At 46.5% G+C, this 23225-nt stretch carries 17 protein-coding genes and 1 pseudogene; 14 read left to right on the top strand and 4 right to left on the bottom strand.

The features are described 5' to 3' along the window. Nucleotides 1-130: 130 nt before the first annotated feature. Nucleotides 131-1582: an IS1182 family transposase gene (locus O9139_RS14255; protein ID WP_270877866.1), complete on the bottom strand. Its 1452-nt coding sequence runs from the start codon at nucleotides 1580-1582 to the stop codon at nucleotides 131-133. A gap of 193 nt (nucleotides 1583-1775) precedes the next feature. On the opposite strand from O9139_RS14255, the gene O9139_RS14250 reads away from it, so the two are divergent. After that, on the top strand, nucleotides 1776-1958 hold the full coding sequence (locus tag O9139_RS14250; RefSeq protein ID WP_270880157.1) for a hypothetical protein: 183 nt from the start codon (nucleotides 1776-1778) through the stop codon (nucleotides 1956-1958). 118 nt (nucleotides 1959-2076) lie between these two features. Here the strand turns inward: O9139_RS14250 and O9139_RS33520 are convergent. Beyond that, nucleotides 2077-3001, bottom strand: a pseudogene (locus O9139_RS33520) (glycosyltransferase family 4 protein). Between the two features lie 446 nt (nucleotides 3002-3447). On the opposite strand from O9139_RS33520, the gene O9139_RS14240 reads away from it, so the two are divergent. From O9139_RS14240 to O9139_RS14195, 10 genes are all read left to right on the top strand, one after another. Beyond that, the gene (locus tag O9139_RS14240; RefSeq protein ID WP_270880155.1) at nucleotides 3448-4716 is read left to right on the top strand and encodes an MFS transporter; all 1269 of its coding nucleotides are present in this window, start codon (nucleotides 3448-3450) and stop codon (nucleotides 4714-4716) included. 190 nt (nucleotides 4717-4906) lie between these two features. Beyond that, nucleotides 4907-6247 carry an extracellular solute-binding protein gene (locus tag O9139_RS14235; protein ID WP_270880154.1) on the top strand — a complete coding sequence of 447 codons (1341 nt, stop codon included), beginning with the start codon at nucleotides 4907-4909 and terminating at the stop codon, nucleotides 6245-6247. Nucleotides 6248-6269: 22 nt separating this feature from the next. Continuing rightward, nucleotides 6270-8045, top strand: a complete 1776-nt coding sequence (locus tag O9139_RS14230; RefSeq protein WP_270880153.1) for a cache domain-containing sensor histidine kinase — start codon at nucleotides 6270-6272, stop codon at nucleotides 8043-8045. Next, on the top strand, nucleotides 8026-9606 hold the full coding sequence (locus O9139_RS14225; RefSeq protein WP_270880152.1) for a response regulator: 1581 nt from the start codon (nucleotides 8026-8028) through the stop codon (nucleotides 9604-9606). The genes O9139_RS14230 and O9139_RS14225 overlap by 20 nt, the downstream gene beginning before the upstream one ends. A gap of 98 nt (nucleotides 9607-9704) precedes the next feature. Then, nucleotides 9705-11015, top strand: a complete 1311-nt coding sequence (locus O9139_RS14220; RefSeq protein WP_270880151.1) for an extracellular solute-binding protein — start codon at nucleotides 9705-9707, stop codon at nucleotides 11013-11015. Between the two features lie 68 nt (nucleotides 11016-11083). Beyond that, nucleotides 11084-12019: a carbohydrate ABC transporter permease gene (locus tag O9139_RS14215; RefSeq protein WP_270880150.1), complete on the top strand. Its 936-nt coding sequence runs from the start codon at nucleotides 11084-11086 to the stop codon at nucleotides 12017-12019. Next, nucleotides 12019-12840 (top strand): carbohydrate ABC transporter permease, encoded by an 822-nt coding sequence (locus tag O9139_RS14210; RefSeq protein ID WP_270880149.1) that lies wholly within the window; start codon nucleotides 12019-12021, stop codon nucleotides 12838-12840. Before O9139_RS14215 ends, O9139_RS14210 begins: the two co-directional genes overlap by 1 nt. A 39-nt stretch (nucleotides 12841-12879) precedes the next feature. Continuing rightward, a complete protein-coding gene (locus O9139_RS14205) occupies nucleotides 12880-13737 on the top strand; it encodes a sugar phosphate isomerase/epimerase family protein (RefSeq protein WP_270880148.1) in 858 nt (285 codons plus the stop codon). Nucleotides 13738-13807: 70 nt separating this feature from the next. Then, entirely contained in the window at nucleotides 13808-14782 is a 975-nt protein-coding gene (locus tag O9139_RS14200; protein WP_270880147.1) for an AEC family transporter, read from the top strand. 90 nt (nucleotides 14783-14872) lie between these two features. Beyond that, nucleotides 14873-15880 carry a zinc-dependent alcohol dehydrogenase gene (locus O9139_RS14195; protein WP_270880146.1) on the top strand — a complete coding sequence of 336 codons (1008 nt, stop codon included), beginning with the start codon at nucleotides 14873-14875 and terminating at the stop codon, nucleotides 15878-15880. 841 nt (nucleotides 15881-16721) lie between these two features. Here O9139_RS14195 and O9139_RS14190 read toward each other — a convergent pair. Continuing rightward, on the bottom strand, nucleotides 16722-18632 hold the full coding sequence (locus O9139_RS14190) for a stalk domain-containing protein (protein WP_270880145.1): 1911 nt from the start codon (nucleotides 18630-18632) through the stop codon (nucleotides 16722-16724). Nucleotides 18633-18660: 28 nt separating this feature from the next. Beyond that, nucleotides 18661-19233, bottom strand: a complete 573-nt coding sequence (locus O9139_RS14185) for a hypothetical protein (protein WP_270880144.1) — start codon at nucleotides 19231-19233, stop codon at nucleotides 18661-18663. A gap of 246 nt (nucleotides 19234-19479) precedes the next feature. Here O9139_RS14185 and O9139_RS14180 point away from each other — a divergent pair, with 246 nt between their 5' ends. From O9139_RS14180 to O9139_RS14170, 3 genes are all read left to right on the top strand, one after another. Beyond that, nucleotides 19480-19770, top strand: a complete 291-nt coding sequence (locus tag O9139_RS14180) for an ArsR/SmtB family transcription factor (protein ID WP_270880143.1) — start codon at nucleotides 19480-19482, stop codon at nucleotides 19768-19770. Nucleotides 19771-19879: 109 nt separating this feature from the next. After that, the gene (locus O9139_RS14175) at nucleotides 19880-21580 is read left to right on the top strand and encodes a type 2 periplasmic-binding domain-containing protein (RefSeq protein ID WP_270880142.1); all 1701 of its coding nucleotides are present in this window, start codon (nucleotides 19880-19882) and stop codon (nucleotides 21578-21580) included. A gap of 34 nt (nucleotides 21581-21614) precedes the next feature. Next, the coding region (locus tag O9139_RS14170) for a sensor histidine kinase (protein WP_270880141.1) at nucleotides 21615-23225 on the top strand (1611 nt) is incomplete at its 3' end.

Raw genomic sequence — 23225 nt, 5'->3', positions numbered from 1 at the left:
GAGGCCACTGAAAAACTTGTGATTTTTACGGAACAACTGAAGAACATAAAATAAAAGACGACCATAATTCCCAGTTTTTGGGTATTGGGGCCGTCTTTTACTGTCTAGGAAAGCCTTTATAGCTGGTTGCTCACTTCATCAGTTTCAATATTCTCTTTAAGTTAACGGTAAATATCGTCATCGCCCCCTGTAACTCCATGCCAACCAGACCCGAAGATGACGCAACGTCATATCCGTGTCTATGTTTTAGTTCACTGTTCTTCGCCTCTATTTTGTAGCGTTCCTTCGCCTTTTCTTTGAAGTACTCACTTTCCTGAAAGGCGATGTGTTCAGTATGCTCGCTAGACTTAATACTCACCGAGTAGGTCTTGCTTTTTGCTCCTTCGGTGTAGCATCCCTCTTTGAACGGGCACCTCTTACACACTTCTATATTGAAGTAGTAGGTATTCTTTTGGTTATCGTTTACTCCCTTTTTCCCTGTCCGTGCCTTCTGAGTCGCCATATGGCCAGCCTTGCACACATACATGCCTGCATCTTTATTAAATTGAAATTCATCTTCTTTCTTACGCGCCCCTTGTGTAATAAGCGGATTTAGTTTTGCAATAAGTTCAATATTATTGGTTTTCGCATAAACGATATTGTCTTTTTCAGAGTAAGCTGTATCTCCGATGACGGACTTGATTTCCATGCCTGTTGCCTTGCTTTTTTCGATGAGTAATTGCAGTTGCTTTCCATCATTCTTTTCACCCGTCGTGACAATGGCAGCTGTTATGATTCGTTCCTCGGTCATGGCAAGATGGGTCTTATAGCCAAAGAACGAAGAGTCCGCGCTTTTGTGACCGACCTTTGCATCCTGATCTTCTGAAATCCGTAATTGTTGCAGGTCATCGGCAACTGTTTCTTTCAAGAAATTCAATGGTTCTTTAATTTTTGGTAATTCGCAAATACCACCTTCAGCTTCAAGAACAGCTATGAGTTTTTGACAATAGTCGATCTCGTCTTCAAGTACATTACTGGTATTCTTAACTGGGAACTTGGCTTTCAGCGACTCATCAGCTTTATAGACCGCTCTTCTTAACTTGCGTGAACGATCCAGCAAGATTTCCCGCGGGGATTTTTGGTTGTAACGGGCTTTGGTATGAGTAGCATCGACAATGATGGCTTTGCTTTTAATAATGCCCTTCTCCAATGCAATTTCAACTGTTTTACCCACGAGCATGTCAAGTAAATTCGAGTCTTTCAGTCGCAGCGTCCGAAACTTGGTTAAGGAACTAGCGTCAATCACTGGATCTTCAGGTGCCATATCAAGAAAATATTTAAACGACATGTCGTACTTCGAACGTTCGACGATGTCGTTGTCGGACAGTTCAAAAATGGCCTTCAATAGCAAGTACTTGAACATTCGGATGGGGTCGATCGCATTTCGGCCGTTGTCTAGACAGTAACGTTCCTTCAGTTCTTCATATACAAAAGAGAAGTCAACTAGTTCGTTGATTTGCCGTAACATATTGTCTTTCGGTACCACCAAGTTATAAAGTTCCAAATAAGGGCTAAAAGTCATAGATTGTTGTTTTTGAATCATTTTTTCACCTACTTGGTTTAATACCTTAATTATACAGAGAAAAGACACACCATCCTCACAAAAACTTGAGCAGGGTGTGTCTTTATCATACGAAGGACTTTTTCAGTGGCCTCAGGGTACCTAGGGGTGTTCTTTTTTTAGAAGATCGTCGTGTCAACTAATGATAAGTGTAGGAGATAGGAGGTTAAGGAAGATGAGCAAGAAATCTTTGCCTGTGAAAAAAAAGAAACCATCGAAAGGTCAAAAAATGGATGGGGATTATAACGAATTGGACTTCTTAGAAGAATCTAAGGACCATGAAGAACCAGATAAGAAAAGTGATGATAATGAATTCCCAGATTGGTATCAATTAATCGAAATGCTACTTAAAAGATAATACTATTTTCAGCTATGAAAAAGATCGAGCAGTATGTCTTGCTCGATCTTGGGGAGACTTTTCAACGTTTTGAAACATAAAATCCCCTCAACTGCTTTGCCGTCGCACGCCAACTGAATCATTTTTTTACATCTATGCGAGCTTGTCTGGCAAGTTTTTTAGCTATTTTCTTATGACGAGCAATAATCAAGATTTGTTTTGCAAAGGCAGAGGGGCTCGTATACTTCGTTACTAATAGTCCATTTCGCTGATGTTGAATAATTTCCGGTATACCGCCATTGCGAGATGCGACCACTGGCGTGCCGGAAGCCATGGCTTCAACATTTACTAGACCGAAAGCCTCATGACGTTGAGACCCATACAAAGCAATCACCGGAATTATAGAACCTTGGCATGTTGCGGCGAGAAACGTATCCTTTAAAGGTTACAGGAATTTTTAACTTGGAGGCAAGGCTTCTTAGATGCAGCCTATAGCTCGGGTCAGCAGTACCACCGGCAATAGAAAGCTTGGCATGGGGCGCAGTTTTTCTTGCGATTTTGACCGCTTTCATTAAGACGGGAATTCCTTTGCGAGGTATCAGTCGCCCGGCAAATAGGATAACGAACGAGTGGTCTTTTGCTTTCCGCAGTTTACGAGGGCGAAAGGCATGCAAGTCAACGCCAAGATGAACAAATCGCACTTTGTGACTTTGCGCTGGGAATGTCTTTATTAAATAACTACGCAAAGAACGACTGTTCCCAATAATCAAGTTTGCATATTTGAGATCGGAAGCAGCCTGCTGGACGGAGGTCATTGGAGGCGAGATGAATGTTGTGGAGTGAAGAAATAGGGAGATTTTGGAGTGAGGGAACGTTCTTCGAACGACAGGGATAAAGCGAGGACGATTATCGATCTGAATCACATCATAACGGTGGTATCTGATGTACTGCAGCACGTTGTTTAAGTATGCTTTTTTGGTCGTACCTGGGACACGAATGATAGTAATATGCCCGTGAATACTTTTCTTTGGGAAACCGGAGCGCCAACGACTTACAATCGTCACGGAATGCTTCGATGATATTTTTTTGCAATTTGAAAAATACAGTGCTCGACAGATCCTCCTACAGGTGGAGGGACTGGGATTTGCTCTGGGGCAATAATTAAAATCCGCAAATGAATTACCACCTTCCAAATCACTGGATAATTCTTTGGATTATCGTATTCATTGAAGATAAATATATATTGGTGTATAGACTAGTCGTCGTATTAATTAATCTTAACTTTCGCCTGGGTAAAAGGTCATCAAGATAGAGAAGAGCAGTGACATGTGCAGAAGCTGCTCTTTTTAAGCTTATTACAGTTTCTATACTTAATTTTTCCGCAACAAGGTATCAGATTGGCAATATTTATCTTGTAAGCCCTTACTTGATGAGGCATTTGATTCTATAATAAAAGTGGTCGGCATAATCCTATTCAGCCGGCATCCGGCGTCGAAGGGGAGAAACGGCTATGAACCACTATCGCAGAAATTATGTTTTTTTGTTTTTAGACACCGTTCTGTTTATGAATGCCATGACATTCTTATCCGTCAATACCGTCATTACGTACTTCTTAGCCAATTTGGGGGCAAATACGTTTGAGGTCGGATTGGTTAATGCCTTGGTCTCGATCGGCTCATTCGTCAGCCAACCGTTTTTCGCTAAGAGAGTGATGAATTTGACTCACAAGGCGAAGGTGTTCGTAAGAATTTTGTTCATACAAAGAATTTTTTTCCTCCTATTCACCCTAACGATACCTTTCGTAGCAGATTCGCATCCGCGGCTGATGGTCCTGATTTTCCTCGTATGCTGGGCTGTGTTCAATCTGTTTGTCGGATCGTATGGGCCGTTTTACATGAGTCTTTTTGCTAAATTTGTCACAGAGCACACGCGCGGTCGGATGCGTGGATTTAGCAGCGGCACGGGTAGCCTGCTGGCGCTTGGATCAGCTGCGCTATGCGGTTCCATTTTAAGCCATATTCAGTATCCTTATAATTACACTTTAGTTTTCTTCATCGGTGTTCTTTTGCTGCTGCTCGACGTGCTGACGTTTGCCATGATGAAAGAGATGGAGCCGGATGCCGTGAAGAAAGTTGATTTTAATTATTTTCAATATTTCAAGGCTATACCTGCGATGTTCAGAGAATTTAAGGCCTATCAGCGCACGGTGATTGGCTTCTCATTCACTGTGGCGGCGCAGGTGGGGCTGGCATATTATGCGTTCTATGCAGTAAGGATGTTTGGGGCGGACAGCACGGTCATTGCTTGGTTTACGGCTATTACGGGACTGTCTAATATTGCTGGCAGCTTCCTGTTCGGGATCATGGCTGATCGCGTCGGGCATCGACGTGTTCTTATCCTGTCATCAGCGGCAGGTGGAATAGGGAGTTTGTTGATCGTGTTGACCCCGAGCCTATGGACGGTATACATCGCATTTGCACTGTCGAATTTATGCGTTATTGGGTACAACTTAAGCAGTGGTATTCTTATTCTTGAGCAGCTCCCGAGGGAGCGTCTACCGATGGGCATAAGTGTCAACGCGATGATCACCTTGTGCACGAGCTCTATCCTTACGATTGTCAGCAGCTGGTTAGCGGACCAAATCTCGTTTGCCGCTGTGTTTCTAATCGCAGGCTTAGCGGGCCTGACTGGGGCGTTCATTATTGGAAAAGGAAGTAAAGTGGCCGCTGTTAACCCGCCAACGGCCGCTTCCCAGACCGCGGATAAGCACCACAGATGATGCTAGCCTTCGGCTTGCATGTCCATGTCGTCGAAAAATTAAAGGAACCTGGCCGGAGGCCGGGTTCTTCTTTCTTTTACGTGCTAGATGAGGCAGGACTCAATGGCATACCTGTTTCGACGCTCCGTCATCTATGAAAATATGATAAGATATTTTCTATAAATTAGAAACGAAAGGAAGAATAGGGTACATGAGATACATTTTTTTATCAGGCAGCTGGAAAATATTCGTTTCGCTCTTCATCTGTTATCTCATTTCAGGTTGTACACCAACAGCCCCACCCGATTCGTCCGCGCAATCAGACGCCGAACCGAAAAAAATAACGCTAACCGTCTGGCACGATTGGGCTGCGCAGGATTCAACCTCGGATATCATGAGAGGGCTGCTTTCCCAGTTCCAAAAGGACAATCCGCAAATCGAGCTGCGCTTGCAAAGCGTGATTCCGGACACGTACCAGTCGAGACTCAAGACGATGGCTGCGGCGGACGAGCTTCCGGACGTTTTCCTGATCGGACCCGATTCCATGACACGGGAATTCGTTAGAGGCGGGCTTATTCAACCCATCGACGACTTTCTGAAAGCAAATTTAACGTGGGCAGAGGGATTTGAACCGCGAGCATTCGATTCCTTCACGGTAGAGGATGAGAAATATTCCGTGCCGATGACCCTATCTCCTACATCGCTTGTGTTTTACAATCAAGCCATATTTGATCAATATCAAGTTCCTGTCCCGCAAACGTGGGAAGAACTGATGTATGCGATCAACATATTCAATAAGCATGGAGTCATTCCGATTGCCCTCGGCAACAAATCGACCTCGGCCGCCCCTTCGAGTATTTTCAGCACACTTGCCGATCGGGTTACGGGAACCGGCTGGTTCATGGATGTCATGAAGCAGAGCGGGGCGCGATTTACCGACAGGCCGTTCATAGATGCACTTGCCAGAATGCAGCAGCTGGCTCACGCCAAAGCGTTCCAGGACAATTTCAGCTTCATTGACAGTAACCAGATGGAACAAATGTATGTTCACAAGCAGGCGGCAATGTTTATTGAAGGGGGCTGGGCCGTCAGCAAATTAATTGCAGAAGCGCCCAAGGATGTACTGGAATCGACCCACATTACCGTGCTCCCTGCGATCCCGGACGGCAAAGGTGAACCTATGGCGACTTCCGGCGTGGTGGGCAAGGGCTTTGCGTTAAACGCCAAGCTGAAAGGGGAACGCAGGGCGGCTGCCTTAAAGCTTATATACACGATGGCCAGTCCTGAAGCGCAAAGGAAAATGTTAAACGGCCATTTGCTGGTCACCTATCGGATCGATGTAGACCGTACTGCTGCACACCCGTTGTTCATTGAGCTGTACGATCTTATGAAAAAGGTGAAGTTGCTGCCCGCCTACGAAACGCAGTTGACGACCGCGGCAGTAGATACACTCAATGAGGGCATTCAGGAGCTGTTTAAGGGGGGCTATCCGGAGACGATAGCTCAAAAGCTGCAGGATACACAAGCTAATGTGCTTGGCAAATTACGATGAGCAAAACGACACGGAGGAACCCATGCGACGATTGATAAGCAGTTCGCTGCAAGTGAAGCTTACCGTCCTCATACTTTTATCTACAACCATTCCGCTGTTTTTACTAGGGACATTTTCTTTTTTCACTTCGGCCCGCATTAGCGAGGAGAAAACGAAGCAATCCGGGTTGGACGCCATCAGCCGCATTCAGGCGAATGTCCGCTTTATCACGCAGAATGTCGAGGATATCTCGATCTTCCTGACAGGGGATAAGGATGTCCAGCAATACATGAGCGACTTCGATTTCGATTCTCCCGAACGTGAACGCATTCTGACATTGACGACGAATCTCATTCAATCCAAGGCTTATATTTCCAATATTTCGATTTATTCGAAGAACAAAACGATGCCGCTGCATACGCAAAATGTATACGCCTCCGATCTGTCCAAGGTTATCGAGGATTGGAATATAAGCGGTAAAAAATGGACGACTCTTTATTTGGCCAATTCGACGAATGGGCCTGAATATACGTTCTCCTTTTTACGAGCTGTTAAGAGCACGAATAACTTCGAGCCGTTAGGCTTTATCAGCATCAGTATCAATGTGCAAGAGCTGTCCGGATATTTCGATAAACCCAATTTCGGCGTGGGGGAAGGTGACTTGGTGCTGCTCGGCCCGGAAGGCACCATCCTGTCCGGGAACCGGCAAAACTGGATCTCCCGGCAATGGGAAGCGCTCTTCCCCGGTTCCGAACCGGCAACCTGGGGGAAAACTCACGGCACGTTTACCTATGTCGGGGGAGACAATAAACAGACAGTTCTTTATCAGCATATCCCAGATCTCAATTGGACGCTGGTCGGACTCGTACCGTACGAGCTCTATACGGAGGAATACCGTTACATCTGGCTGCTGACGGGGAGCATAGTGAGCTTGGCGATCTTATTAACATTTGGTTTGAATTTGTTTTTCATTCGCCATGTCACAAAACCATTAAAAGTGTTGCGCCGGCTGCTTGTACGAATTGATCCGAACGAGCCCATACCGCTGTATCAGTTCGAATCCCCGGACGAGATTGGTCAGCTTGTCGGCAGCTACAATCAGTTAGGGGAGCATATCAAAAAGTTGAAGGATCGGCTAATCAAGATGGAAAGCCGTAAAAAAGAAGCGGATATCCGTGCGCTGCAGTCGCAAATCAACCCCCACTTTTTGTACAATACCCTTTCGTCTATTCATTGGATCGCACTGATCAGCAATGAGAACCGGATCGCCGAAATGGTCGGGGCGCTCAGCGATTTTTTCCGGTTCAGCTTAAATAAAGGGAACGACTATTGCCCAGTGAGGCAAGAAATCATGCATGTCAAAAATTATTCGGTCATTCAAGCTATCCGTTTTCCGAACAGGTTCGATTTGGAGTTCGACATTGACCATCGGATTGAGGATCTTCCTATGCTGAAGCTCCTGCTGCAGCCCTTGGTGGAAAATGCGATGATTCACGGCATGCAATCCAAAAAGCGGAAAGGGACTATTTATGTCAGCGCTGTTAAAGAAGACAGAGGCATTCGCTTTTCCGTCATGGACAATGGCGTCGGCATGCCGCAGCCTGCACTCGACAAGTTGATCGCCACGATGCAGCAGCCGATGGATCAAGAAACAAGCGTCCCGTTCGGAAGTTATGGGTTGCGCAACGTGAATGAGCGGCTTCAGCTTCATTACGGGCCTTCCGCTGAGTTAACAATTGAAAGCCAGGAGGAGATGGGGACCCAAGTGTCGTTCATCATTCCGGTAAAGGAGAATAGACATGAAAATAATGATCGTTGATGATGAAATTATTATTCTTGAAGGTCTATCTAAGGTTATCGACTGGAAGCAGCTCGGGTTTACCTTACTGCCGCCTGCCGAGTCTGCCGAGGAGGCTTTGGAGCGGATGCCGGCGGAAAAGCCGGACCTGATTCTGTCGGACATCCGCATGTTCGGAAAAGACGGATTGACGATGGCTAAAGAAGCGAAGCTGCTATTGCCTAATGTAGAGATCATCATGCTGACAGGCTATGATGACTTTGAATATATGCAACAAGCGATTCGGAACGATGTGAGCGATTATTTGCTAAAATCAAGCAGGCCGGCTGATATTATTCAGGCTGTGCTGCGCGCCGTACAGCGCATTCGCGATAAGTGGGCGACACAGAGTCAAGCGCTTCAAAAAGATAAAGAAATAAGTAAACGGTGGCTTGAAAAAATGTTGACGGAGGGCAAAAGCGGCGAAAGTCATCTGCTTACTGATTATTTTCCGCACTTAAAGCCGAAAGAGGCACCGCTTCAGGTGCTTTTGATCAGAGCGACAGGGTGGGGAGATAAAGACAGCAACAGACAGCTGCTGCAATTTGCGGTCGATAATATGCTGCGCGAGATGATTCCTTGTGAGGCGGTGCATATGAGCACCATGCTGGCCGTTTTATTAAGGGTCGAGGAGAGCTGGCGAGTGGAAGGGCGATACCGGTCACTAGCTTCCAAAATCGAACATTTGCTGAAATGCACTCTTTATTGTGCCTTAGGCACTCCGGTAAACAGTGGGGACGAGCTGCATGTATCGTACAGAAACGCTGTACAGGCATCGAAGTTTTGGGTGATGTACACGCAGGAAAGGATCTGGAGTTATGAGCAGATCAAGGCACGCAAAGGCTGGAGACAGCTCTGCTCCCGTGAAGAGGAGTCTGAGCTGACTCAGCTGCTGCTGTCGGGCGATACGCTGCGGCTTAACCAGTGGATAGGCTTGTGCATTTCGCAATATCTGGTGCATCCCGATGCTACATATGATTCGTTATCATCGTATATCCAATCGCTGGCGATTTCCGGTTTTCGTTGGCTTGAGCGGGTAGTAAGCCAATCGGAAGCAGGCCAGGCGCGGATTTCCGATTTCACCTCATGGGAAGAGCAGAACGGTGAGACCGCGATTCGCGATTCGCTTCAGCAGTACCTGCATGCCGTGATGAGTGTTTACCGCCAGAGCCTGTCCAAGGGGCCGTCTGGTTATGTGGAACGGGTCGCCGCTTATGTAAGGGCGAATATAGGCAGCCAGAAGCTGACCTTAGTCCAAGCCGCCCGCCACGTGCATCTTCATCCCGGCCATCTTAGCGAGGTTTTTAAAAAGGAGACCGGCAGCAACTTTAGCGATTTTTTAATCAAACAGAAGCTGGAATGCGCCAGAGAAATACTGAAGGATCCGTCCGTCAAAATCAGCGATATATCGCGGTCAGTAGGATATGAGGATGTCAAATATTTTGGACAGCTATTTCGCAAGCATTACGGGCAAACTCCCTCGGAATACCGGGAGCAGGCGAAATTTTCCTACCCTGAAAACGAAAATTCTCCCCTTCAGTGAAGCTGGAAATATCCGTAAAATTAAAACTGAGGAAACAAGCTCAAAACTCAATTACAGAAGGAATGGCTTACGAGATCAAACTCTTGGGGAGGTTGGCTATGAAGAAGGCAGCAGCATCAATCACCGTTTTATCTATGATGTTTTTGGCAGCGTGCGGGAGCTCGCAAACAGCCACAGTCAAGCAAGACAAACCGGCCGAAGCCAAAACGGCTGGCACAGGGCAATCCGGCGAAAAGAAAACGTTAGAGTTTTGGTACATTGATCCGGGTGATAAAGAGAAAGTATATTTGGAAGCGGTTGAACGATTTAAAAAGAAGCATCCCGATGTAGAAGTCAAGTCGCTGCAAACGCCTAATGACACCTATAAGCAAAAGTTTGCCGTAGCCATGTCCGGAGGGAATCCGCCTGACGTCTTCCATTCCTGGGGCGGAGGCTGGCTGAAGGAATTCGTAGATCAAGGAAACGTTCTGGACATTACCGGGAAGTTCGAAGCCAAAAATTTCAGCCCGGTTGCGCTTGACAATGCGACCTTTGGCGGTAAGACGTACGGCTTGCCGCTTGGATTGAGTATCGCCGAGTTCTGGTACAATAAGGAGATCTTTGAAAAGAACGGAATCAAAGCCCCAGCGACCTGGGACGAGTTTACGAAGGCGATCGATACGCTGAAGCAAAATAAAGTGATCCCCCTTGCCTTAACGAATCAGTCTAAATGGCCGGGAGCTTACTACCTCATGTATTTTGCCGACCGCCTGGAAGGGTCTGATTTGTTCAACAGTGCTCTAGCGCGTAAAGGAAGAGGGTTTGACGACCAGGGCTATGTGAAGGCGGGCCAATACATTCAGGACCTTGTCAAGCGGGATGCCTTCAACAAAGGGTTTAACGGTGTTCCTTACGACGCCGGTGCAGGCCGCCAGCTTCTCTATACGGGTCAAGCGGCGATGATGCTGATGTCCAATTCCATTGTTAACAATGTACGTCAGGAGAAGCCGGATTTCGAGAAAAAGCTGGACTTCTTCCCATTCCCTTCGATTCAGGGCGGTAAAGGAGATGTTTCCAGTTTACAAGGCGCCACAGCGCCGGTATGGTCCGTCTCCAAGAAATCGAAAAATCCGGAGCTGGCGATCGAATTGGTGAAGGAATTATCCAGTGTGGAAACGGCGCAGGCTTACTCGGATCGTACGGGAAGCGTCGTAGCGGTGAACGGTGTGAATTATAAGGATGAATACGCCAAGCGAATCGCCGAGCAGGTCAAGCAAGCGAAATCGATCTTCTGGCCTTATGACCAGACGCTGCCGCCGGACCTAGGCGAGCTGCACAAGGATACAACGCAAGGGTTGTTCGGATTGTCGATCACGCCTGAAGAGGCGGCCAAGAAGATGGAAGAGAAGGCCAAGCAAATGCTCAAATAAATTCATCGGCACAATAAGGGGGGATGCATAATCCCCCCTTATTTCTAAAAAAGAAGGATGTGAGAATCATGGAAACTACGATTGCGTCTTCTGTCGATAGCAAGCCTCGTATCGCCACGGCTAAGAAAAAGGTCTGGTCCAAGAGAATGACCATCATGTGGTTCGTTGCACCAGCGTTTCTTGTTTACCTCATCTACATCTTATACCCGATCTACGGCACTTTTTATTACAGCCTTTTTGACTGGAAGGGCGGTGCCGATAAAACCTATGTCGGTTTTACCAATTATGCCCGGCTCTTTTCTGAAACGGAATTCTGGACCTCACTCCTGAATAACCTTAAGGTTGTATTTTCCTCCGTATTTATTCAAATCCCGTTAGGGCTGTTGATGGCGTTACTGCTTTTTTCGTCCATTCGGGGACTGCGCTTCTTCCAAACGGTCTACTTTATGCCTTTTCTCATGTCGACCGTAGCGATCGGCATGCTTTGGATATTCATGTTTGATCCGTTAAATGGCTCCATCAACAAGCTGATTGGACTCTTCGGCATGGAGAATGTGGCTTGGCTGAGTGAAGGAAAAACGGCAATGGCATCCATTCTACTGGTCACCGTATGGCAGTACGCACCATTCTACATGATCTTGTTCAAAGCGGCGATGGTCGGCATTTCAGAGGATCTGTACGAGGCTGCTTCGATCGATGGGGCAGGAACATGGGCACGGTTTACTCACATCACTTTCCCGATGCTTGTTCCGACGATTGTGAGCTCTTCGATTCTAGCTGTGGTAGGCTCTTTAAAAGCATTTGATATTTTCTATATCATGACGGGCGGAGGGCCCAATAATGCAACGGAAATATTAGGCATTTACATGTATAAGCAGGCCTTTATCAATTTTAATATGGGTTACGCAAGTGCAATTGCGTTCATGATGTTCCTACTCGCCTTTTTGGCAGGCGGCATCATTCAATACGTAGAATTCAACCGGAAAAAGAAGGGGGCCAACTGATGGCGATTCGCGCTCTCAAATCCGTGCCGTTATATATCTTTGCCGTCATCCTGCTAGGCTTTACCGGTTACCCTTTCTTGTATATGGTTATGACGTCATTCAAAACGCAAGAGATGTTCTTCACAGATCCGTTTTCCCTCTTTACACCCATAAACTTTGACAATTATTTGCTTGCGTTTAAGATGGGTCTCACCGGCTATTTTATGAACAGCGTCTATATTACGGCATTGTCCGTGTTATTGATCGTGTTGTTAGCCGCCTGGGCGAGCTTTCCGATAAGCCGTATGCGTTTTAAATTGAGCAAGCCGCTTTTCATGCTATTTGTGGCAGGGATGATGCTGCCGATTCACTCCACATTAATTCCGATTTTTAAATTGACGAAAGATATGGGCAGCTACGATTCCTTAATGGCGCTCGTGGGGCCGTATATCGGTTTTGGGCTGCCGATTTCCATATTCATCTTAACGCAGTTTATGTCTGAGCTGCCCCGAGAAGTGGAGGAAGCGGCAGAAATCGACGGCTGTTCGCATGGCCGTATTTTCTGGAGTATCATTCTTCCCATGCTGACTCCCGCTATAGCGACGATTGTCATCTATAATTTTATCCATATCTGGACTGAGTTTATTTTTGCCCTGGTACTCATTAACAGCCCTGAACATATGACGCTTCCGCTCGGGATGCAAAAGTTTTACGGCGAGCTGACCGTTAATGTTCCGGCCTTAATGGCGGCTTTGACGATGGCAAGCCTGCCGATCCTTCTCGTCTATTTCCTCGCCCAGGAAAAAATCGTAACCGGATTGACCGGTGGAGCCGTGAAATAAGCCTACAGCTTAATATGAAGGATAGGAGTTCGATGACGAATGGAAATAGGCATTAATTTATTTTCTGTGAATGAAGCCTTAAATGAGGACTATTTGAAAACCTTGGAGCGGGTAGCAGCGTGTGGTTACAGAAACGTCGAGTTAATAGCAACCAATAAGTATGGTGACCGATTTAGCGATTCAATTCCATTGCCCGTTTTGAAGAAGAAGCTTGCCGAGCTAGGCTTGAACCCGATTGCTGCGCATGAAGGGATAAGGCCGGGGGTTAAGTTGAACGAAATGGATTGGGATTATATCATAAATTACAACATTGAGCTTGGCATTAACCGGATTGTTATGCCGATTCTACGTATCGACACGATTCAAGATACCTTAGCAACAGCGGAGCAGCTGAATAAGCTCGGAAGCAAATGCCGGAAAAAAGGCATCCAATTATATATACACAACCACGCGCTTGAATTTAAAAAGGTAAATGACACAACACTGTTCCATCTATTGGTCGAGAATACGGAGCCATCCAACCTGAAGGTCGAGCTAGATCTAGCTTGGGTTATCCGAGGAGGAAGCGATCCTGTCGCTGTCCTGAAGTGGCTGGGGGAGCGCTGTGATCTGATTCATCAGAGGGACTTGAAGAAGCATATCAACCATCCTCTTCATATTTTCGATGAATTAACCGAAGCCGATAAAGAGCTGACCTATCAAGATGTGCATATGAAATATAGACGGCCTGAATTGTTTGTGGATCTGGGTACAGGCAGTTTCGATTTCGAAGATGTGTATACAACGATCAAACAGCTGGGCTATGTGAAATATGCCATTGTTGAGAGTGATGGGGAGCGGGAGGATAAGTTCGGGAGTATAGCGAATGATTTGAATTATTTAAAACGATATATTTGACATAGTGGAAGGAGGGCTCGATATTTTGATGCACCTCCTCTTTTCATTAGAAAGCAAAGGAGTCAGACGCATGGAGAAGCTCTTGGTCCCGTTAGGCATCCTTGTCATTGGCCTGCTTTTTGGTAAAATGCTGAGAAGACTATGGGAGAACAAAGTAATCTTCGGTTCCGCACCGCTCGATCTATTTTTAAAAAAGACGATTCAGTGGGTGCTCCTCATCGTGAGCCCTTTTATTATTACCGGGGCTTTTTGGACAGTTAAGCTGGATAGCTTGAAGCTTATTGAGCTTCCTGTGCTTGGCGTTCTCACTTTAGTCATCGGCGGTCTACTGGCCGTCGGGGTATCCAAATTTCAGAAGCTGGACCGCGCCAAGACAGGTTCTATGTTTGTTTCAGGTTCATTTACGAATATGGGCAACTTCGGCACCTTTTTTTGCTTTGTGTTCATCGGCGAAAATAGCTTGCCTTACATAGCCTTATTTCGCCTGCTGGAGGAATTCCTGTACTATTCCGTGGGCTTCCCGATCGCCAAATCGTTTGGAGATAAAGAGCGGATCGAAGGGGACAAATCACCGCTGCGGTATTTGACAAGCAATCCGTTCATTCTTATATCTTCTTTGGCCATTGTATGGGGCTGCTTGTTGAATATGTCCGGGATGGAGAGACCGGCTATTTATGGGACCATGATCTCGTATATGGTGCCGCTATCCACATTTTTGATTGTCATTCCCATAGGCTTCAATATAAATTTCACGGCGCTTCGGAGCTATATCAAAGAATGCTACTCGATTTCGCTGGTGAAATTTGTGGCAGTCCCGCTCATTATTACGGCGTTAGGTTATGTGCTTGGCATCGGCCAAATACATGACAACATGGTGCTTAAAGTCATGCTGATTTTGTCAGCCATGCCACCGGCCTTCACCTCATTGGTCCCGCCGCAGCTCTATAAACTGGATACCGATTTGGCTAATTCAAGCTGGCTGTTTAACTCAGGAATGCTAATCCTCGTAGCTCCTATTTTGTATTTGGTATTGCAGTCGATTTAGATGGAGGCTGGTAAAGGAAAACGGGCGGTTACTTGAGTTGGCATGCTCAAGACGGCTTCAGACGCTTGTCATACTGAGGAGGGGAATACCGTGATCGAGTTATTTTTGAATCAGCCGAATAAGATGGAGATTCGTGTGTCCGAATCAATTTCGATTCATGATCCTAATGAAGTAAAGATTAAATTGCTCTATGGAGGGATTTGTGGCTCCGACCTGCTTGTGTACCAAGGTAAGCTTGGTCATGCAGCCTATCCGTTGCGTCCGGGACATGAATTGCTGGGTCATGTGATAGAGGCGGGTGAACAATCACCGTACCGTGTAGGTACAAGGGTAGTCGTCCAGCCGAATACGTATTGTGGCGAATGTAGATTATGCTTAAGCGGAAAAACGAATATTTGTAAAGAAAAAAAATCGCTGGGAGTGAACATGAACGGAGGTTTTTCCGAGGAATTCGTTATTTCCTCGAAATATGTTCTCCCGGTACCGGACGATTTATCGGATAGACGTGCTGTGCTGATTGAGCCCTTTGCCGTCATTGTGCATGCGTTCAAGAAAGTTCATATTGGCAAAGACACGAAGGTGGCCATTATCGGCTGCGGCAACGAGGGAATGCTGGCAGCAGCACTTGCCAATCATTTGGATGCCAACGTTACAGCTATGGATATAAATATGGAAAAATTCGACTTGATACGAAGCCTGGGCAGTTTTAGAGTGATCCACCCGGATGAGGTTGGGGATGAAAAGTATGAGGTCGTTGTGGAGGCAGCCGGATCAAGGAAAGCCATTGAATTGGCAGCTCAGATTACAGCTCCTGGCGGAGACCTTGTCATGATCGGGATGATTCCGGAAGCAACATTACCTATTACACATTTGGTAAGGAGTGAAATTACTTTACATGGATCGATCATTTATAACGTACCTGAAGACTTCGAAAAGGCAATGGAGTATTTGAGAAGAAGTGACTTCCATATTGATCCTGTTGTCTCTACAATCATTCCCTTTTGGGAATTTAACCAGGCTTACGAACTTGCTCTATCGAGGAACGTGGGAAAGGTGGTTATGAGTTTCGGAGGTCGTAATAACGAAGCAAGTGTGTGAAGGAGCTGACATATAAACGACTGATTGGATATCGAAGAGGTATTAAGCTACATGAAGCAGCTTATTAAAGTGGCGGAGCAAGAGGGTGTACAGCAAGTGAACCAAGGAACTCTGCATAGGCATCCGTTCCAAAGCTGGCGCTGAAGCTATCATGAGTTTAATAAGGCGCAGCGGTAGGTCGAGTATAAGCAAAAGTCTGCCCACTTGAACTTCTGAGCAGACTTTTTTGTATTGTAGTTATTGAGTAGTCATGAGCATGGGAAACGGAAAATGTCGATAATGATACCAATTGGAATGCGAATCGTAATAAATATTCTATCAATACCGCTAAAGATCCGTAAGCGAATAAACCTTGGCCCCACGCTTAATAAACAACCTGTAAAAGTATTAAACAATGTTCGAACTACAACAACTCTTCCAATTAATCCGGGGGAAATACTTCTAATCCTTCTTTGCGTTTTCAAGGGAACTCTTCGACCTGTGGTCAAATGGAATTCTTTAGACATTAAATTCTCTCCCTTATTCATGATTTTTTTATTGGAATTGGTTAAGACACACCAACAGTCTATTGTGGTGCAACTTAATTGAACACGGCACTTGCCTAAAGTTAAAATGTATTAATCTTCCATCGTTCTTGTTTTCGTTAATAAAGGATCATCCTTGATTGGTTTAGGCATGGAGATATTTTTTTCGTTCAACTCTAACGGAGGGATGAAAGAAGCCCCCACCTTCACGATTGCCGTGACAGTGGAGGCTTTCTAAATTTCTAGTCGACCCTAACTTCCTTCTATGTGTTCCCAGGATTGTATGGGCTACTTTTGGAACTGCACAGTGCTTGGTTCTAGTTATTAGTCGAACTTTCAAGCTTGACGTCAATGGCGTTGACGAAGATGGTGGAGCCACCACCCGGTGTGTTATTAAAATCGAATTCGACAGACTGAGCAAATTTGTTTGTGCCTGTGACTTTTACCAGCATAGGCATTGGCTCGTGTCCCTCCGGCATCCATCTGGCCGACATTTTGTAACGGCCGAGCGGGATTTTATCCAGTCCATGACCGCCTGTTTCGAGTGCTGCTGCGCGTCTCGTTATCGTTTGGCCTGCACTTCCATCAAACAACGGTCCGACTGGTGTGAGCGTAATTTCCACATCGGTCGTATCGAATTGCGGCATGCTGTCGGGAAAAGACCAGAAATCGGGATGGATTTCAATTTTTCCTACAATATCCTTCAAAGTAAAATTACGAATGGCTCCTGTGCTCCCGGCGAACGGTTTATCGCCGTCGGCCGGTAACCATATATCGAGCGTCTTGCCGTTATAGTCGAGTGAGAATCTCGTATTCATGCGCCAGGTAGCAGGAACTTGAGCCAATTCAATCCGATAAAATCCGTTCTCGTCGGTTACGGCTTGCATGTTGCTATCGTAAAGCAATAAGTTATCCGCATTTATGATTACATCCGGTATCGGGTCACCCAGCCCGTTAAGCAAGTAGCCCTTTACGACGTACGGTTCAACTTCCCCTGCAGACGGAACGGGTACAGGTACGGGTGTAGGTAAAGGTGCAGGCGTCGGCGTTGGCGTTGGTGTCGGTTCCGGAGTGGGAACCGGTGCTGGCACAGGAGTCGGTGTCGGACTCGTTTCGGGATTCGGGGTATTTCCGGCGCCCTCGATCTTTATATTCCAAACGCTGCCGCTGCTGGAGAAGTCGACTTGGTAGCCGCTGTTCTCCGACACAAAGCGCAAAGGTACCATGGTGCTGCCGTCAATGATCTGGGCAGGAACGTCAAGGGCGACATTGCTGCCGTTTACGATCGCATTCTTGCTGTCGATCGTTAATTCAATCGAGAGACCGTTCTTCGTTCCGATCGCCTTCCGGAGGCTTCCATTATCCACCCATTGCACAGTAAAACCGAGGGTTTCAAACAGTTTGCGGAACGGAACTAGGGTGCGGCCGTCTTTTACGATAGGCTGCGCGTTATCAAATTGAAGCTCGTTTCCGTTGAAAAACACATGGATCGTAATATCCTTCGAGCCTTGCTCCGGAGCAGGAACGGGAGCCGGAGTCGGAGTCGGGGTCGGAGCAGGAGTCGGTGAAGGCGTTGGACTCGGCGTAGGCGCAGGATTCGGACTCGGACTCGGAGCCGGTGTTGTTGACGGAGCAGTTGTTCCATCCGATATCATCGGTTTCATGTATTTGATCGGTTTGGATACGACCGTACCCTGCGGCGTCTCGATTTCCAGCACATAGTACTGTGTTTCTTTGATCGTGCCGTTGTTGCTGGCATATAAGTCGAGTGTAAGCTGCCCTTCGAACTCGCCGACCGGCTCCTTCACATCTTTGCGAAATCCCGGGTTGACGACTTCGCTTTCATGGGTGGTGCCGTTTGCTGTCGATACGACTTTATCCTGCACGATGCCGAGAAGCCAGCCGGTGGTGGCGTGGTTCGTTCTCCAGACGCCTTGTTGATTATCTTTGCCGTAATCGTCGGTCGAACGCAAGACGACCGCATTGATGACCGTCTTTTGCGCCAGGTTCAGGAGCAGCTTGAAGTGGCCGTCCTTGTTGCCCTCCGGCGTAAAGTCCGCAGCGCCGACAACGTCGGAAGCCGTATCCAGCAAGCTGAATTCCTTAATCTGAACTCCGGCAGGCGAGGTTTCCCCGAACGCGGATGCATAGCTGCCAAACGGCAAGCAGCCGGCGATCATAAGTGCAATAACAGACTTCCGAATTAACTTTTTGTATGAAGTAGACATGATTATCGATCTCTCCTTTTTATTGGTTTTAAATCGTTTTATAAGGTGCTGCATTGGAATGAGTCGAAGATTTGACAACGTATTTTTCCTTCCAAACCATATAGCCCATGGCTACATATACAGCTCCCCAAAACAAGGCGAACCACTTCTCGAGCCCGGGGAGTCCGAATGAAAGAATCATGAGGGCGAACAGCGCAATCATCCAACGCGGAAATACGTTGGCGCGAAAAGTGAGTATCGCGAGCAGGATTGTTCCCAACAGCAATCCCATACCGGAAACGGCGTTCGTCAAATTGGCGAAAGTTCCTTCTTTGGCATAAAAACCATAAGCAAATAATCCATAAAAATTCGATGCGATCATTAAGTTCCCGATCATGATAAGCAGTGCCGTGATGAACCCCAGTACCCCGGTTTCCCGAGACTGCGCCAAATAAAGCGCGATGGAACAAACGCTCATCAAGATACAAGCGATATAACCGCAAATCACCTCCGGCGCGCTGTCATCGCCCCAAATGAGTGACGAAGGCGTCATCCCCATTCGAATAATGCCTGCCAATAAACAAAGGAAACCCAGCCATCTAGTTACCTTTTCAACCGTCATCCTCCTCAGCCTCCATTTCATTTCCTGAAATAATCATAACAAACAGGAATTCCTTGCCACTAGAGTAATCCCTACCTAGGAATCGGGAAGTTTATATAGGGAAATTCGGGAAAACGGTCATAATTTTCACTTGAAATATCCCTATTTGTTCCATTTAAATCACTCCAGATTGTTATTTATTGCCTTTTCAAATGCAATATCGTAATATTACGATATCTTGGTTTGGTAAAGTGATGGTGATTCCCCATGTACAATAATTTCGAACAATTTCAGGAGACCTCGGACATTTTGAAGGCGTTAGCTCACCCGGTACGTTTGTGTATCGTAAAAGGACTTATTCTAAGAGGTTATTGTAACGTTGCTTTCATGCAGGAATATTTGCATCTTCCACAATCGACAGTGTCTCAACATTTGCAAAAACTTCGTAACTTCGGCATTGTCAAAACTGAACGCAAAGGACTCGAAGTCAATTACACTATTGCTGACGACAGAGTGAGGCGACTCATTCAAGTTTTCTTCAGCGAGGATGAATCATGAGTAAAAAAAACGGTAATTGTCGGCGGGGGGACTGGCAGTGTTTTTTTTATTTTTTTGCATTAAAAGGGCATTAAGTTCGCCAACCTACATAGACGAAGGAGCATTATGAATGGATAAAATGCGTAAATCAGCAATGCTGTTGCTATCTATGATGATGTGTTGGACGTTAGCAGCTTGTGATGAAAACACCGGCACATCGAGAAATGGCAGTGCCCAAGATCATACGAACTCCAACACCCATCATATGGAAGCAGATGCTTCTCAAACGAAGCCTTCTCTGGATAAGCCTGCCTGGAAGCTGGACACGACACCGATTACATTTGACTGGTATATCAATTTCGATTGGTTCAACAGCAAGTGGGGCGGCAACGTTGTTTCCGATTATATAACGAAGAAGACGGGCGTCAGTTTGAACTTTATCGTGCCTGCTGGCGACGCCAGCGAGAAGCTTAACACAATGATGGCAGCAAAATCGCTTCCTGACTTCATCACGCTAGGCTGGTACGAGGATGCTGTGCAGAAGATGATCAAAGGAGATCTGGTACTTCCATTGAATGAGCTAGCGGATCAGTATGATCCTTATTTTTTTAAAGTCGCTGACCCCGCGAAGCTTAGCTGGTATACACAGGATAACGGTAATGTGTATGGCTACCCGAATGCTTCTTCCTCTCCTGCGGATTATCAAAAATATGGTCATCTTTTTACTTCTAATCAGACCTTTGTTGTTCGAAAAGACATGTATGAAGCACTTGGGAAGCCGGATATGAGTACGCCGGAAGGGTTTCTCGGCGCGCTGAAGGCTGCGAAGGAGAAGTTTCCGGAAGTGGACGGCCAGCCGCTCATTCCGATCGGCCTGCATGAATTTACGGAAACCGGCAACTATTCGCTGGATGCGTATCTTCAGAACTTCCTAGCAATTCCGCAGCAGAAAAACGGCAAACTGTACGACCGTCGAACCGATCCAACCTATTTGAAATGGCTGAAGATGTTTCGCCAAGCAAATGAGGACGGGCTGATGCCGACAGATGTTTATATTGATGAAAAACGATTGGAAAAAGATGAAAAAATATCGCAAGGGCGCTATTTTGCTATGCTGTATCAATGGTCTGATTTTTCAGAGATTAACCAAGCGTTGTATCAGAAGGATCCGAATAAGGTGTATATCGCAATTGATGGTCCGGCGAATGACGCGCATGATGCGCCGACACTTGCAGGAAATGGCGTCTCCGGTTGGACGGTGACACTCATCTCGAAGAATGTCAAGGATAAGAAGCGGGCAATTGCTTTCCTCAGCTATTTGCTCAGCGAAGAGGGGAACAAGGATCTGTACTTAGGAGAGAAGGGCGTTACTTACGATACGATAGATGGCAAAGATCAGTTCCTGCCGGAGGTCATGCATCTGCTCAACACCAACCGCAAAGCTTTCGATAGCAAATATGGCGGTTCTTATATGTACTGGATGCTAATGGATACGAACATGAATCTAGCATGGATGACGGGGATGGATGCTGAGCCTGCCAAACAAATTGCCAATTGGACGAGGGGCAAGACGATCAGCATGACCGAGTTCGACAATCTGGATCCGGATCCGACGACGAAGGAAGGGATTGCTGAAGGCCAGAACGAAAGGATCTGGGCTGAGACGCTGCCGAAGCTACTGATGTCCAAGTCGGATGCTGAATTCGATCAACTGTTCACCGAGTTCAAGAACAGGCTTACAGCGGATTCCGAGTATGCAGCCATCGTAGCTAGCCGACAAGCAGCCTATGAACGAAATGTACAGAAGCTGAAGTCGTCGCTCAATCAATAGTCCAATAGAGGAAGCAGCAGGATGTGAGCAGGAGATGGGATTCGAAGCAAGACGTTGGTTATTGGGAATACGTGCATATACGTTCAAACTTTCACTTCAAGTCAAACTGATTCTGTCATTTGTGATCGTTATTTTCATACCGGTTGTTCTGTTCTCCTGGTATACGCTCAATGAAGAGTCCGCCAAGGCGATGAAAGAATTGACGAAGAACAGCGAGAATGCGCTGGCAGTCGAGAAGACGAACATTGAGAATAACATGGAGTTGATGGGATGGACCGGTCAGCTTGCATTATCCAATCGGGAAATGAATAATTTTCTGCAAATACAACAACGACAGGATACAGCGCGTGTTCTTCATATTAAGAATGATGTGGTCAACAGCTTTCAATATTTTCTGTTCAACAATCCTCGAATTGCGAATGTCCGGTTGTTCACGGACAACCCTTATGTGAATGAGATTTGGCCAGTCATTCTCAAGGAATCACGCATTCAGGACAAGCCTTGGCATGATGAGGTGATGAAGCAGAGCGGTATGTCCTGGTGGGAGATACAGGAGAACGCCGTCCTCACCGGTGCGCCATCCGAACCATCGCCGAATGAACCCGTTATGACGTACTTGCGGGAATTCAAATATGCGGACAATTCAACACATAACGGGATTCTAGAAATATCGATGAGACTGTCGGATTTCTTCTCTCGGACATTCAGCAGTGTGCAGGACACGAACTCTCAGCTGATCGTAGTGGCAAGGAGCGGACTGGTATTCAGCCTGAAGGCTTCACCCGTGTTCGAGCAGCATAGTTCGGAGCAATTGATAAACAGTGTGAAGCTGACGAGTAACATAGGCTACGAGACGCTACAGTTCAAGGTTAACGAGCAGTCTTATTTGGCGATTCAGAGCTACATTCCATCGATCGATGTACATCTGGTCAATATGGTTAGTCTTACGGAGACGATGAAAGGCATTCACCATTGGAGAATTCGTTATATTGTACTCATTTCGTTACTAGCGGCATTTCTTGTACTGCTGTCTTACTCGCTGCAGGCGATAATTTTGAGCAGGCTTAAGACGTTAAGAGAATCGATGAAACAGGTAAGAAGTGGTAACTTCGACGTCGAGCTGCCGCTGATTACCGGTACCGATGAGGTAGGAGAGCTGGGCTTGCATTACCGCAAGCTCATTCTGAAGATTAACGAGCTCATTCAAGAGCAGGCGGCTAGGCAGGCGGCCGGCAAAGAGGCTGAGCTTCGGGCGCTGAAAAACCAGATCGATTCCCACTTCCTATTCAATACACTAGAGAACGTTAAGATGCTGGCGGAGATTGAGGGGCAATACCTAATATCGGATATAATGACCTCGCTAGGTGGTATGATGCGCTATTCGATGGAATGGAAGCGGGACCACGTGATGCTCAAGGATGAGATTCAGCAGGTCCTGCATTATGTATCCGTCATGAACATCCGTTATGATGGAAGACTTGATCTCCGATTGTCGGTTGAACCGGAATGCCTCAAGCAGGAATCGCTCAAAATGTCATTGCAGCCCATTGTCGAGAATGCAATCAAGCATGGGATGAGCCGCATGCATTCCAGCGACGGAAATCTTGTCATTACGATCTCTGCCGTCCGGCGTGTTGAAGATTGT

This window comes from Paenibacillus aestuarii, from assembly GCF_027789125.1.
GTDB lineage: Bacteria > Bacillota > Bacilli > Paenibacillales > NBRC-103111 > Paenibacillus_E > Paenibacillus_E aestuarii.
This window is presented reverse-complemented; position numbering and strand designations above follow the sequence as displayed.

Bases quoted from the DNA above. Each gene is read 5' to 3' on its own strand.
- O9139_RS14225 (WP_270880152.1), top strand. From the start codon at position 8,026: ATGAAAATAATGATCGTTGATGATGAAATTATTATTCTTGAAGGTCTA.
- O9139_RS14220 (WP_270880151.1), top strand. From the start codon at position 9,705: ATGAAGAAGGCAGCAGCATCAATCACCGTTTTATCTATGATGTTTTTG.
- O9139_RS14185 (WP_270880144.1), bottom strand. From the start codon at position 19,233: ATGACGGTTGAAAAGGTAACTAGATGGCTGGGTTTCCTTTGTTTATTG.
- O9139_RS14230 (WP_270880153.1), top strand. From the start codon at position 6,270: ATGCGACGATTGATAAGCAGTTCGCTGCAAGTGAAGCTTACCGTCCTC.
- O9139_RS14180 (WP_270880143.1), top strand. From the start codon at position 19,480: ATGTACAATAATTTCGAACAATTTCAGGAGACCTCGGACATTTTGAAG.
- O9139_RS14200 (WP_270880147.1), top strand. From the start codon at position 13,808: ATGGAGAAGCTCTTGGTCCCGTTAGGCATCCTTGTCATTGGCCTGCTT.
- O9139_RS14255 (WP_270877866.1), bottom strand. From the start codon at position 1,582: ATGATTCAAAAACAACAATCTATGACTTTTAGCCCTTATTTGGAACTT.
- O9139_RS14215 (WP_270880150.1), top strand. From the start codon at position 11,084: ATGGAAACTACGATTGCGTCTTCTGTCGATAGCAAGCCTCGTATCGCC.
- O9139_RS14175 (WP_270880142.1), top strand. From the start codon at position 19,880: ATGGATAAAATGCGTAAATCAGCAATGCTGTTGCTATCTATGATGATG.
- O9139_RS14250 (WP_270880157.1), top strand. From the start codon at position 1,776: ATGAGCAAGAAATCTTTGCCTGTGAAAAAAAAGAAACCATCGAAAGGT.
- O9139_RS14235 (WP_270880154.1), top strand. From the start codon at position 4,907: ATGAGATACATTTTTTTATCAGGCAGCTGGAAAATATTCGTTTCGCTC.
- O9139_RS14190 (WP_270880145.1), bottom strand. From the start codon at position 18,632: ATGTCTACTTCATACAAAAAGTTAATTCGGAAGTCTGTTATTGCACTT.
- O9139_RS14240 (WP_270880155.1), top strand. From the start codon at position 3,448: ATGAACCACTATCGCAGAAATTATGTTTTTTTGTTTTTAGACACCGTT.
- O9139_RS14205 (WP_270880148.1), top strand. From the start codon at position 12,880: ATGGAAATAGGCATTAATTTATTTTCTGTGAATGAAGCCTTAAATGAG.
- O9139_RS14210 (WP_270880149.1), top strand. From the start codon at position 12,019: ATGGCGATTCGCGCTCTCAAATCCGTGCCGTTATATATCTTTGCCGTC.